This window comes from Sphaerisporangium rhizosphaerae, assembly GCF_042665155.1.
Classification (GTDB): domain Bacteria; phylum Actinomycetota; class Actinomycetes; order Streptosporangiales; family Streptosporangiaceae; genus Sphaerisporangium; species Sphaerisporangium rhizosphaerae.
Genome location: NZ_JBHTCG010000010.1, coordinates 89,202 through 101,579, shown reverse-complemented (window position 1 = coordinate 101,579; position 12,378 = coordinate 89,202). Strand labels below are relative to the sequence as shown.

The following is a 12,378-nucleotide window of genomic DNA, read 5'->3' as shown; positions in this document are numbered from 1 at the left end:
CAAACCGGACAATACATCTGCAAAGTTTCGCGTTCGTGGGCGTGGCGCGATCCGGGGGCGGCAATGAACCACCTCGATCACATGAGGTGGCTCTGAGGGTCAGGACCTGCGGATTGAAGGCATGAACCATCAGCCAGGAATGTTCGGGACAGGCGGTCTCTCGGCGCAGGTCGCCGTGGCCATCGCGCTGACCTGCCTCGGAGCCGTGGTCGTCGTCGCGGCGCTGCTCATGCGACGGCGCCACAAGGCGGTGGTGGCGCAGGCGCACACGGAACACGTCACCGAGCTGACCCGGAGCCTGCTCCGCACCCAGTACGACTATCCGCGCCCCAGCCTGGCCGACCTGGTGCAATCGAGCCGGAAGAGCGGCCTGACGATACGCCTCCACGTGGCCGGCTCGCCGCAGATGCTCCCCGACCCCGTCGACCTCGCCGGCATGCGGATCATCCAGGAGGCGCTGACGAACACCGTCAAACACGGGACGCCGAACGCGACCGTGGTGCTGGGGTACGGGCCGGGGCTGCTGACGGTGACCGTGGACAGCCCTATGAACGGCAAGACGCCCGCCTCCCGGGGTCCGCACGAAGGACTGGCGGCCATGCGCCGCCGCGCCGAGAAGATCGGCGGCTGGGTGTCGGCCGGGCCGTACCAGGGCGGCTGGCGGGTCCACGCGGAACTTCCGTTCCGATAGGTGCCAGCTGCCACGCTCAGTCGGCGACCCCGTAGGCGGGCCCGTGAGGTGACCGCGCTGCGAGGTCAGTCGGTGATGTAGAGGGAGAGGGACTCGGCGACGCAGGCCGGGCGGCGTTGGCCTTCGACCTCGATCGTGATGCGGAGGTTGGACAGCGTGCCTGAGGGGGTGCCCTTGACGTCCACCAGCTCGGCTCCGGCGCGGATGCGGCTGCCGACGGGCACCGGCGCCGGGAAGCGGACCTTGTTCAGCCCGTAGTTGATGCCCATCTTCAACCCGTCGACGCGGAACATCTGCGTCATGAAGGACGGGAGCAGGGCCAGGCTGAGGTACCCGTGGGCGATCGTCCCGCCGAACGGCCCGTCCTTGGCCCGTTCTTCGTCGACGTGGATCCATTGGTGGTCGTCTGTCGCGTCCGCGAACAGGTTGACCTGTTCCTGAGTGACCTCGCGCCATTCGGTGTACCCCAGGTGTTCACCGACGGCGGCTTTCAGCTCGGCGACTCCGGCGAAGATCCGCATGCCCGAATCTTATTCGGCCTTCTCGGGCACGGCCAGAGCCGACCAGCCCGAGTAGCGCGTCACCTCGACCAGGATCACCGGCCCCTCCGGCACGCGATCACGATATTGCGGGTACTTCGCGACAAGCGGGGCGAGCAGTGCGGGGAGACGCTCGTCCCCCCTCTCCACGACCGTCGCGAAGCCGTCGGCCCGCACCCACCACAGGGTCGTCCAGTCTTCGTGGTAGTGGTCCACGAGGACGCACACGTTCGGATTGACCTGGATGTTCCGCAGGCGCCGCAGCCGCGCGCCCGACTTGGGCTTGTGGTCGACGGCGGTGACGAGGCGATCGCCGTCGAGGGCGAAGGTGACCGGCACGAGATGCGGACGGCCGTCATCGCCGACGGTCGCCAGCCTCGCCACCCGGGCCTCGGCCATCCTGCCGCGGGCCCATCCGGCGCCGGCCCCGTCCGAACCGATCTCGACCGTGCTCACCCGCGTATCCAAGCACGTCCCGCCCACGCGGACGGTGACCGCCACGGGCGGGCCGGCTCAGACGGACGAGCGCACGCGGCGGCGCCGTCCGGGTCTCAACCCGACGAGGTGGGGTGGGGTCAGGCCGTCCGCGACCGGGGCGGGTAGACGTGGTCACCGAGGTGATCGATGGGCAGGACGCAGCGACGGCCGGATTCGGCGGTCGCGCATCGTTCGGCTTCGTCTCGGCGGGGCAACGGAGGTGAGTCGAGGGGGCGCGTATCCATGGGATCTGCCTGTTCTCCAGGGCGGGGGCACCCGGAAGTCACGGCCAGGCGGCGGATTCCCGGCCGTTACAGATGCTCTCATGTAGCCGTTCGCGGCTTCCATACTGAAGTGTGCCGTCTACGGTCTTTTCGCGATCGCCGCGGCGAGCACGACCAGGGACACCGAGTCCGTGCGTCCGAGTTCGACGTGCTGCGCGTCGAGGACGGGAAGATGCCCCGATCACGACGTTCGGCGCGCTCTGCGAGGTCCCCGGCCCCTCCCGGCCGTCCAGCGGCCAGGACGGTCAGGAGGGGTCGGGGCTTCAGAACGCGGCGATGGTGGCCGGCGCGCGCTCGGCTCTGCTCAGGGCGCGCAGGACGGCCGTCGCACCGTGGCGGCGCACCGCGAGGCGGGACAGCAGGCCGACCACCGTCTCGACGGCGCTCTCCGGAAGTTCCGGAGTCGGGACCCCGACGCTGACCGCCAGGTCGTCCGAGTGGACGGCGAGCTCCATCAGGCGGGTGACCAGCAGGTCGTCGAGCGTCAGCGACCATGGCCCCCAGATCGGCATCCGGACCGTCCGATCCGCCGTCCCCGGCAGGACATCGGCGAGCTCCTCGACGGCTGAGGCGGCGCGATCGGCCAGGGCCGCCGCTCCTTCGGCCGCGACCTCCTCGCCGCCGAGCCGGATGCCGACGTTGAACTCGTCGTCAACGCTCGCGCCGACCCACCGCGCCCGCTTGTAGTGCTCCAGAAGCGGGATGGTCTCCTCCGAAGGGACCGGCCCCGCGAGGACCTGCCGGACGACGAAGATCTGGTAGGCCAGGTGGCCGGCGAGACCGCTCACGGCGAACTCGGGCAGTGCGCTCGGCTCCTTCCAGGCGCCGGCGACGGCCGGTTCACGCAGCAGTCCCACGGCCGCGCGCGCCGCGGACAGGAAGTCGTCTTTGATGCCGCTCATCCCTGTGCTCCCTTCACGAGCCCATACCGCCTCACGATCTTGTCACGCCCGGTATGGGCGGTGAAGCCGAAGCTCCCTTCCGACCGCCGAACGGGAGCGACCGCCGACACGAAGCGACCGCCATCACGGAACAGCCACGGCCGTCGCGCTCAATATGCGCGGCGCAGAGGTGGGCGGCGGGCCCAGGTGGCCCAGCGCCAGAGCCATTCGAGTGGGCCTTGCCGGTACCGGCGCAGCCACAGCGTGGACCACGACCACTGGACGGCGAGGATGGCGCCCGCGAGCGCGAACACCGCCGTCCACGACGAGCCGGCCGGCACTCCGAGGACACGGACGGCGAACAGCACCAGCACCGTCGCGGTCAGGTAGTTGGTCAGCGCCATCCGGCCCAGCGGCTCGAACACCGCCCGCAGCGCCGGCCGGAGCGGCGTCCTGAGCAGAAGCAGCAGGACGCACACGTACACCCCCGCCAGCAGCAGTCCAGGTACGGCCAGCGCGAGGGCGGGGCTCAGACCATGGGAGTCGCCCGCTCGGGAACGCCCCTGCCACCACAGGGCGGGCGCCGCCCCCGCCGCGAAGACCAGGCCGAGCACGGCCGGACCACGCGCCGACCGCTCGACCCGGTCGACCACCCCGTACCGGGTCAGTGCGGAACCCAGCAGGAACAGCGCGGGGACGAGCATGGTCCCGCCGCCGTAGAGGGTCAGTGCCACCGCGGCGAGCACGGCGGCAAGGGCGGCCACCGCCCAGCGCGGCAGCCAGGTCGAGGGCAGCAGCACCAGCAGGCCCACGACGGCGTAGACGGTGAGGATGTCGCCACGCCACAGCAGCATGTGCGCCAGTCCGAGGCCGGACAGAACCAGCAGCCGGCGCAGCAGGACCACCCGCGGATTGGCGGTCCGGTCATGGGCCGATCGCAACAGCAGCGAGAATCCGACGCCGAACAGCAGGGAGAAGATGGGAAAGAAGCGCTGCTCGACCAGCATTCCCATCCACGGGCTCTCCAGGGCGGCGGACGAACGCCGCATCGCGTCGTCCACGTTGGCGATCGGCTGGACGTTCGCCAGCAGGATCCCGCACAGTGCGAACCCGCGCACCACGTCCAACGCGACGATCCGCGTCCGACGCGGGGCAACCGTCGCGGGGGCACGACCGGCGCCGAGCGTCGAGGGGGCATGACCGGGGCCGAGCGTCACGGGAGGATGATCGGCACCGGACGTGGCAGACGTTCGACCGTCGATGGGCGCCGCGGACGGACGACCGGCGCGGGGCCACGCGGGCCCCGCGCCGACGTGGGACGCCGAGGGTGGGGGATCTTCAGGGGGCATGGTGTCATCCTGCGGTCCCCCGCGAGCGCGGACATGAGCCGAAAGCCCGGTTCACCATCGCCACGGCCGTACTTTCGGCCGACCGGACACCGAGGCGACAACCACCGTGGTCGCCAGTCGGACACCGAGGCGACCACCATGGTCGCCGGTCGCACACCGAGGCGACCACCATGGTCGCCGGTCGCACATCAAGACGACCACCGTGGTCGCCGGTCGCGCACCGAAGCGACGACCAATGGTCGTCTTGCTCACAGGAGGTCGACCAGGCGGCCGGCGACGCCGGACTCCAGCACGATCACCGCGCCGATCGCGACGAAGACGAGCGGCACCAGCCAATGTCCGAACCGCTCCACAAACGCGATGATCTTCTTGTGGGAGCCGAGCCAGTACCCGGCCGCACACCACACGGCGATCAGGACGGCGAACGCGGCGATGGTGACCAGACTCGCCGTCAGGCCGATGGTGCGGAACATCGGCGTGTACACCGAGAGGTTGTCCGCGCCGTTGGCGATCGTGACGCCCGCGACCGAGAAGGCCCCGCCGGCCACGGCCACCGGCGCCCCGCCCTCCTGTCCCCCCTCACGCCCGGCACCCCGTCCACCGTTCCGGTCGCGATGGCGGGTGCGAAGGGCGGAGATCAGACCGCGGATGCCAAGGGCGAGCGGTACCAGGCCCAGCAGCCCGACCCAGCGGTCGGGGATGACGGTGAGGCCGAGGGCGGCGATCGCGGAGACGGCGACCAGCACGGCGATGCCCGCGTACTGCCCGGCGACGATCTGCCGTGCGCGGGGCTCGCGGCCGGCGCGGGCGGACAGGAACAGCACGGTCAGGATGATGATGTCATCGACGTTCGTGCCCGCGAAAACAGCGCAGGCGGTGCCGAGGGTCGCGACCAAGCCATCCATGAACGGCCAGCCTATGGCGAATACGATCGCGCACTCGACCCGGTCGCGGCCCAGGCCGCAACGCCGACCACCTCGCTTTCACCGGGCATGGAGGACCAACCGGATCTCCCATGACCGGCAGGGCTGCAGAGGTACCCTCTGCGTCTCAACGTCGGCAGACGCCGTGGCCGCGGGAACCGGCGCACGACTCCACCAGCGGCGAGCCTGGGTCGCCACCTTCTACTTCAGCTCGTACGGTGGCCAGGTGGACGATCCAGATCTCGCCTTCATCGCCGGCCTGCCCCGCGTGCGCGCCGCCGCCGGCGCGCTCATCCGCGACGACGCCGGCCGCGTCCTGGTGGTGCGTCCGACGTACAAGCCGGGGTGGGACATCCCGGGCGGCATGATCGAGTTGGACGAGTCTCCCCGGGCCGCCTGCGCACGGGAGATCAAAGAGGAGCTGGGCATCGTCGCGTCGCTCGGAGCGATGCTCAGCGTCGACTGGGTTCCGCCGCGCCCTCCGTGGGACGGCGGCCTGATGTTCGTCTTCGACGGCGGGGTGATCACTGCGGCTCAGGCGGCAGACATTCGGCTCGCCGCCGACGAGCTCGACGGCTTCATGTTCGCCGCATCCGAGCAGTTCGATGACCTGCTGCCGTCGTCCCTGGCGCGGCGGGTGACCGGTTCCCTGCATCGGCTGGGCGCCGGCGCCTGTTACCTGGAGGACGGCCTCCCGGTGGACTGACCGGCCACGCCGCCCGGCTTCACAGGGGCGTGGCCCTCGGCTCAAGCGGAGACGACAACGGGCCGGCTCCGCGCTCGAGTGCGTCGCGGGTCGCGTCATCCCGCGCGGCGCCCGAACGGCCGCCTTGCCCGTCGGTCACTCTGGCGGTTCTCGCAGGCTTTCGAGTTCTACCTGCTGTGCCGCCAGGATGCGGGCGATGGCCAGCTGGACGACGGTTTCTATGCCCTCGGGGTCGGCCGCGGCCGTCGACTCATAGTGCGTCAGCGCTTTCCGGCAGGCTTCGACGGCACGGAGCTGTGCTCGTGCTTGTTCGGCCTGTGCGCGTTCTCGCAGGGGGATGACCCCTCGTGCCCTGTGTTCTCGCAGGTCCGTCAGGGCGTCCAGTGCGGCTTGTTCGGTGAGGTCGAGTTGGGCCTTGATGAGCTCTACGGAGGAGTTCATGGTGGTGCCTTACGTCCTTGACCGGCGCTCGGTGCGCCCCGTTCGTCGACAGCGTGGTCCTTGCGGTCCCTAATCCCCGTTCAGGTTGGACGCAGGGCCGAGGCACATGGTTGTCCTGCCGTGTCTGGGAATTCCATGAGAACCGCGTGATGCCGCCGGCGACCGGATCCGCCTGCCATGTCGAAGTGCCGAGTCACCGACACCGCCCGGCGACACCTCCACAGCCGGTGTCCGACGTCGGCGTCCCCGCTGTCGGTTCTTTCCGCATCCGAGGTCCCCACTGCTGTCCTTTCCCACATCCGGCGTCCACGCATTGGGGCTCACCACCCGACGTCCGCCCGTCGGACCCGAACATCCGTCGTCCATGCATCCAGCGTTCAGATTTCGTGGCCGGGTATTCGGGATCCGCGATCCCTGGTCTTCGTCTCCGGATCCTCACATGATGATCTCCACCCTCCACATTACGGCGGCACGATCTTCATCCGCCATTTTCCTAACGCCCTAAACATCGATAAGAGCCGACATAAACCCTTAACTCGGGCGCATACCGTCACCGGCTGGATACCATCGGATCACCGGGCCGGACGAGCTTTTCCGATGGTCCCCGAATCTCATGCGAGGGCCTTTCTGGCCCTGTAGTACGGGCAGGAGCCGCCGTGAACCCCGCCTCCACGCCTTCCCCGCCGGAAAATCCGCCCCAGCCCTCTCCGGAAAACGGCGGCGAGATCCGCCCGAACCGTTGGCGGCCGAGCTGGAAAGCCATCTTGGCTCTGCTGGCCGCCACCGTCACCGGGGCCGCGTCCACGTTGCTGGTCGACGGAGTGAACTCGGGCGTACGTTACGTCACCCAGCCGAAAGACCCCTTCGGCTGGACGGTCGGCCTCAACCCCGAGGACGCGGACTCCTGCCACAAGTACGTCATCGACCACGACCTCAAGGAGGTCGGCCCTCGCCCGGAAAGCTGGGGCATGCTGTACGGCTGGGCACGGGACCTCAAGGCCGCCGACGGCGAGACCTCGACCGTGGACGTCTACGTGCAGGGATTCACGAGTTCCGCCGTGGTCCTGCGCCGTATCCGCGTCGTCGTGGATCGGCGCCTTCCTCCCGCCCCGGGTCACACGTACTGGATGGGGGCCGGCTGCGGCGGACCGCTCGAAGTGCGGGAGTTGGCGGTGGACCTGGACGCGGCCACTGCCGTGCTCGAACAGGTGGCCTCAGAAGGAACGCCCGCGGCCAAGTTCCCTTACAGCGTCTCGGCCGAGAGCCCCGAGGCGTTCCGCGTCAAGGCCACGACCACGCGGAACCTGTATGAGTGGCATATCGAACTCGACTGGTCGAGCCAGGACAGGACGGGCACCACCCGCATCGACGATCTCGGCCATCCTTTCCGCACGACCAGGGCCGCCGAAACCGGTTACATCTGGGCGGCACCCAATGCGGACACGGCGGAAACCTGGTGTGAGAATGTCCACGACATCGTCTGCCCGAAGTCCTGAACCGGCGCGGACCGGCACTCGTCATACCCCGAGTTCGCGGAATCAATCGAGTGCGAGGGTCAACGAGGACGCGTGTAGCGGCTCTGACTCGCATGCGGGCGACTTTCCCGGGGAAGCCGCGATCACCATTCGGCCTCAGGACAGAAAGCGCCGCGCACCGCGCAGTACGGTCCGGATTCGTCGCTGGGTCATGTCGCATTCCAGGCGCACGTCCGCCGGGCCGGACAGGCCGGTCTCCGCTCTCCGGCCCGCGGGCAACCGGTCCGCGTCGAGTCCGTCTCGTCGGGCGATGAGCAGCCCCAGCTCGTACCGGGTCACCGCGTCGGTCCCGGCGACATGATGGACGCCGTGGTACTCGGACGCGGCGAGTTCGAGGAGCGCCGCGGCGAGATCGACGACATGCACGGGACATCGGACGACGTCGGTGAACAGCATTCCTTTCACCTGGCCGGTGGCCAGTGAACGCACCAGCGCCTCGTGCGGAGAACCACCGTCACCGATGATCAGGGACGTCCGGGCCAGCACCGCGGTCGGCGCGATCGCGCTCACGGCCGTCTCGGCAGCGGCCTTGGCCGCACCATACGGGGTGATCGGGTCGGGAACACACGTCTCGTCATAGCGAATCGCGGCCCCGGAGAACACCGCGTCGCTGGACACGTGGACCAGGCGCCCGCCTGTCGCAGAGGCGGCGAGGGCCACGTTCGCGGATCCGGTCGCCGCGGTCGCCCAGTCTGTCTGCCGGTACGCGGCATTGATGACGACCTCCGGGCGAACCGATCGGACCAGCGCGTCGACGTCCTCTCGTCGGCGCACGTCAAGCGGCAGCCACTCGACACCCGCTGTCTCTCCGGACCGGCTCGAATAGGTCGCGGTCACCTCGTATCCGGCGCTCGAACTCTGCCGGACGAGTTCGCCGCCGAGGAATCCGCTGCCACCGACGATGAGGACTCTCATGGCCGGTCACCCTAGCCCGGGCCCTCTTCGGCCAGACTGAGCCCATGGAGTACGTCGGCCGGGTGCCCGCACCGCCGCTCGACCGATTCATCGACGACATCTACTGCCTGACCGGAGTGCCACGTCACCGCCTGATGAACGTCCCGCCCATGCCGTCGGCACACCTGTTCATCAACCTGGGCGGACCCACCCGCCTGTGGGATTCCGACCCTGCGGTACCGCCGGCGGTGTTCGCCGGTGGGTGGTTCATGGGTGTATGGACCAGGCGTTTCCTTTTCGAATACCCCGAACGGGTGCGACTCGTCGGCGTGCACTTCAAGCCGTGGGGGATCTCGCCGTTCGTGGACATGCCGGCGGACGAACTGCGGAACCGATGGGTGCCGGTCGACGCCGTCTGGCAGCGGTCCGTGGACCGGATCCGCAATCAGGTCGGTGACCTCGCATCCGCCACCGAGACGTTGCGCGCACTGGAGGAGGAACTGCGATCGCGGCTCGCCGAGGTACCATCGCGCGGTCTCGACCTGGTCCAGCACACGGGTGGACGTCTGGAGTCCTCCCACGGCGTGGTCCCGGTCAGTGTGCTGGCGGATTCCGCCGGGGTGAGCGGCAATCATTTGGCCACGCAGTTCAGGTCCCATGTCGGGGTCACCCCCAAGCGGGTGGCGCGGATCTACCGCTTCGCGCGGCTGATCGTGTCCGTGAATGCGCTGCGTCCGGTCGACTGGTCGGAGCTCGCCCACACGGCGGGCTACTTCGACCAGGCCCACTTCATCAGGGAGTTCAAGGACTTCACCGGCCACACTCCGACGGAATACCTGGCCCTGCGGCGTCGATTCCCCGCCGAGCCGGGATTCCCGCCGGACAGCGGTCCGATGCCCGCTGATTGATTTTTTACAAGCTCGCTCGTGCCCGGAGACGACACGATCGGAGGCGAACGCGCACGGCGAATCAAGGAGAACCAGTGGGCACAGTGATCATGCACAACGTGGCGTCGGTCGACGGCTTCATCGCCGACGAGAACGACGAGGTCGGGCCGCTCCACGATTGGTACTTCAACGGGGACACCCCGGTCACCGGAGGCGGTGACCAGCACTACGACCATTCCGGATCCGGAAGCCGCATCAAGGTCCCACGCGCATCGGCGGAGTACGTCCGGTCGGTGTGGGACGCGATGGGCACGATCGTGATGGGCCGTACCCTTTTCGACCTGGTGAACGGCTGGGAGGGCCGGCCGCCCGCCGGCGAGCACGTGGTCGTGGTGTCCCACCGTCCCAAGCCCGAGGGGTGGCATCCCGAGGCGTCGTACCACTTCGTGGGTGACGTGACGGCTGCGATCGACAAGGCCCAGGAACTCGCCGGGGACCGCATCGTCGCCGTGAACGCCGGCGATGTGGGCGGCCAGATCCTCGCGGCCGGCCTCGTGGACGAGGTGGCGATGGACGTGGTGCCGGTGGTGTTCGGGTCGGGCAAACGCTTCTTCGGCGGCATCGACAAGCAGCACCTGCTGGAGGACCCCCACGTGGTGATCCAGAGCGAGCGGGTCCTCCACCTGAGGTACAAGGTACGCCGCTAGATCCCCGGCGCCGTCGATATCGGCGAGCTCAACACCACACTTCTGTGGACGACTCTGGGCTCCCTGGACTACAACTCCGCGTCAGAAGTGCATGGTTCGCGGCTAGCTCGACGTCTGAGGCCTGTCCCTGCTCCTGGGTGGGTTCGCCGGCCGTCTGAGGAACACGGTCGGGGCCGCCGTCGCGGATGGCCGCGTGGACCGCATCACCCCTGCCTGAGCCGTGACTAGGGTGCTGTGGTGGGCACATCCCGATCCTCTTGGCGTAACACCACCCATGACTGGGCGACCGACGTCGATCTCGGTCACCTCGCCGGTATCCGAGGGAACCCGGCCGAGTTCGCCCCCGGCGGCGTCCGGCACCTGATCCTCGAGGTCCTCGCCTACGCGGCCGACGAGGCGGCGAGCACGGGCGCCGGACGCTGCACCGTCACCCTTCACCCCGACGGCTCGGTCTCCGTGGCCGACGAGGGGAGAGGCACCGACACCCGCTTCGATGAGCACGGGCGGCCGGTGAAGAAGCCCGTCATGGCGTCCAAGGACCTGCGTTTCTTCGACGACCCCGGCACGGAGACGCTTCCCGACGGGCATCCGCGCCGTGGCATGTCCGTCGTCGCCGCGCTCAGCGAGTGGCTCGTCCACACCAACCGCCGCCTGAGTGGATCTTGGATCCAGCGGTACGAGCAGGGCGTCCCTGTCTCCGGCCTGGAGACCGTCGCCGGCGATGGTGCCACAGGGACGACCGTGCACTTCCTGCCCGACCTGCACCTCTTCCTGCCCGACCTGCACCTACCCCCACTCGCCGACGACCTGCGCCGCTTGGCGGACGGCCGGCCCGGCCTGGTCGTGACCGTCGACGACCGCCGTGGTGGCTGACCGATCGAGGTCTGTGCCATCTGGCAGAACCACGACCCTGACTGTTCGGGCAGCAGAAAGGCCCCCGCCCGACAATCGGGAGAGGGCCTCTGAAGTGCGGAGGCTCGGGGATTTGAACCCCGGATGGGCTGTAGACCCAAACCGCATTAGCAGTGCGGCGCCATAGACCTGACTAGGCGAAGCCTCCTGGTGCCCGACCGGCCTGTTGAGGGCCTGACTGGCTCAGCACAGAGTACCGGCCTTGATGCTAAGCGGCAAAGTGGATTCGGCGTGGCAACCGAACATGTCGCGCGAGAGCGGTTCGTCGGCCTTCATGCCCAGGCCGCGGGATGTCCGGATGCCGGGGCGGAAGACGGCCGAGCGCCCGAGTCGCGGGGTGTCCGTGTGCCGGCTGCCGACAACGGCCGTTGTGCCGGTGTTGAGGCCGGCCGTGTGCCGGGGTTCGCGGTGTTGGATGGGGGGTGGAGGACCGATGGCCAGGGCCGGGGAGTGGGCCGGCCCTGGGGGTCCATGGGGAGAAGAAGGTTTCCCACACACTCTGTCCACAGGCTGTGGACACAGGGTGTCGCGACACCGGCGGTCAGGCGCGGCGCTGGGCCTCGCCCTCGATCTCGATCTTGATCTTCTTGCCGACCAGGACGCCGCCGGTCTCCAGGGCGACGTTCCAGGTGAGGCCGAACTCCTCGCGCTCGATCTCGGTCTCGATCTCGAAGCCGAACAGCTCCTGGCCCCACGGGTTGGTGCCGGCGCCGCCGTACTCGACCTTCAGCGTGACCTCCTTGGTGACGTCACGGATGGTGAGGTCGCCGACGACGACGAGCTCGTCGCCGGAGTGGCTGACGACGCGGGTGCTGCGGAAGGTCAGCTCGGGGAACTTGTCCACCGCGAGGAAGTCGTCGCTGCGCAGGTGGTTGTCGCGGTCGTCGCTGCCGGTGTCGATGCTGGCGGTCTTGATGGTGAGCTCGGCCGAGGACTCCATCGGGTTCTCGGCGATGGTGACGGTGCCGGCGAAGTCGCCGAAGCGGCCGCGGACCTTGCTGACCATCATGTGCTTGGTGACGAATCCCACGCGGGTGTGGGCGACGTCCAGGTCGAAGACGCCGGGGGTCGGGATGGCGATGCCTTCCCAGGTGCGAGTGCTCATGTTCCATCTCCCGTGGACTAGTGGATCGCTGGGCTTGATGCTTGCTC

The 12,378-nt window shown here is 68.9% G+C and carries 14 protein-coding genes and 1 tRNA gene; 6 read left to right on the top strand and 9 right to left on the bottom strand.

All coding sequences use genetic code 11. The features are described from left to right. The first annotated feature begins 121 nt into the window (after positions 1-121). Positions 122-691 (top strand): sensor histidine kinase, encoded by a 570-nt coding sequence (locus tag ACFQSB_RS17250; RefSeq protein WP_380827564.1) that lies wholly within the window; start codon positions 122-124, stop codon positions 689-691. Positions 692-756: 65 nt separating this feature from the next. Here the strand turns inward: ACFQSB_RS17250 and ACFQSB_RS17245 are convergent, their stop codons facing one another. The 5 genes from ACFQSB_RS17245 to ACFQSB_RS17225 all read right to left on the bottom strand — a co-directional run bounded on the left by ACFQSB_RS17245 (position 757) and on the right by ACFQSB_RS17225 (position 5,126). Then, complete coding sequence (locus ACFQSB_RS17245; protein ID WP_354844150.1) at positions 757-1,212, bottom strand: MaoC family dehydratase; 456 nt, start codon at positions 1,210-1,212, stop codon at positions 757-759. 9 nt (positions 1,213-1,221) lie between these two features. Then, positions 1,222-1,629, bottom strand: a complete 408-nt coding sequence (locus ACFQSB_RS17240; protein ID WP_380827762.1) for a TIGR03668 family PPOX class F420-dependent oxidoreductase — start codon at positions 1,627-1,629, stop codon at positions 1,222-1,224. Positions 1,630-2,254: 625 nt separating this feature from the next. Beyond that, positions 2,255-2,893, bottom strand: coding sequence for a maleylpyruvate isomerase N-terminal domain-containing protein (locus ACFQSB_RS17235; protein WP_380827563.1), 639 nt, complete (start codon positions 2,891-2,893; stop codon positions 2,255-2,257). 149 nt (positions 2,894-3,042) lie between these two features. Then, a complete protein-coding gene (locus tag ACFQSB_RS17230; protein ID WP_380827562.1) occupies positions 3,043-4,089 on the bottom strand; it encodes a DUF418 domain-containing protein in 1,047 nt (348 codons plus the stop codon). Between the two features lie 380 nt (positions 4,090-4,469). After that, positions 4,470-5,126, bottom strand: coding sequence for a cadmium resistance transporter (locus tag ACFQSB_RS17225; RefSeq protein WP_380827559.1), 657 nt, complete (start codon positions 5,124-5,126; stop codon positions 4,470-4,472). A gap of 244 nt (positions 5,127-5,370) precedes the next feature. Here ACFQSB_RS17225 and ACFQSB_RS17220 point away from each other — a divergent pair, with 244 nt between their 5' ends. Then, the gene (locus ACFQSB_RS17220) at positions 5,371-5,850 is read left to right on the top strand and encodes an NUDIX domain-containing protein (protein WP_380827557.1); all 480 of its coding nucleotides are present in this window, start codon (positions 5,371-5,373) and stop codon (positions 5,848-5,850) included. Positions 5,851-5,985: 135 nt separating this feature from the next. Here the strand turns inward: ACFQSB_RS17220 and ACFQSB_RS17215 are convergent, their stop codons facing one another. Then, on the bottom strand, positions 5,986-6,291 hold the full coding sequence (locus ACFQSB_RS17215; RefSeq protein WP_380827555.1) for a hypothetical protein: 306 nt from the start codon (positions 6,289-6,291) through the stop codon (positions 5,986-5,988). Positions 6,292-6,947: 656 nt separating this feature from the next. On the opposite strand from ACFQSB_RS17215, the gene ACFQSB_RS17210 reads away from it, so the two are divergent. Continuing rightward, positions 6,948-7,787, top strand: a complete 840-nt coding sequence (locus ACFQSB_RS17210) for a hypothetical protein (RefSeq protein ID WP_380827553.1) — start codon at positions 6,948-6,950, stop codon at positions 7,785-7,787. A 135-nt stretch (positions 7,788-7,922) separates the two neighbouring features. Here the strand turns inward: ACFQSB_RS17210 and ACFQSB_RS17205 are convergent, their stop codons facing one another. Then, positions 7,923-8,741 carry an SDR family oxidoreductase gene (locus ACFQSB_RS17205; protein ID WP_380827550.1) on the bottom strand — a complete coding sequence of 273 codons (819 nt, stop codon included), beginning with the start codon at positions 8,739-8,741 and terminating at the stop codon, positions 7,923-7,925. A 44-nt stretch (positions 8,742-8,785) separates the two neighbouring features. Here ACFQSB_RS17205 and ACFQSB_RS17200 point away from each other — a divergent pair, with 44 nt between their 5' ends. From ACFQSB_RS17200 to ACFQSB_RS17190, 3 genes are all read left to right on the top strand, one after another. Beyond that, positions 8,786-9,628 carry a DUF6597 domain-containing transcriptional factor gene (locus ACFQSB_RS17200; RefSeq protein ID WP_380827549.1) on the top strand — a complete coding sequence of 281 codons (843 nt, stop codon included), beginning with the start codon at positions 8,786-8,788 and terminating at the stop codon, positions 9,626-9,628. A gap of 74 nt (positions 9,629-9,702) precedes the next feature. Then, on the top strand, positions 9,703-10,314 hold the full coding sequence (locus tag ACFQSB_RS17195; RefSeq protein WP_380827548.1) for a dihydrofolate reductase family protein: 612 nt from the start codon (positions 9,703-9,705) through the stop codon (positions 10,312-10,314). Positions 10,315-10,551: 237 nt separating this feature from the next. After that, positions 10,552-11,187: a hypothetical protein gene (locus tag ACFQSB_RS17190; protein WP_380827547.1), complete on the top strand. Its 636-nt coding sequence runs from the start codon at positions 10,552-10,554 to the stop codon at positions 11,185-11,187. A 97-nt stretch (positions 11,188-11,284) separates the two neighbouring features. Here the strand turns inward: ACFQSB_RS17190 and ACFQSB_RS17185 are convergent. Then, a tRNA-Ser gene (locus ACFQSB_RS17185) sits at positions 11,285-11,374 on the bottom strand. A 393-nt stretch (positions 11,375-11,767) separates the two neighbouring features. Continuing rightward, on the bottom strand, positions 11,768-12,331 hold the full coding sequence (locus ACFQSB_RS17180; RefSeq protein ID WP_354844122.1) for a YceI family protein: 564 nt from the start codon (positions 12,329-12,331) through the stop codon (positions 11,768-11,770). Between the last annotated feature and the right edge of the window lie 47 nt (positions 12,332-12,378).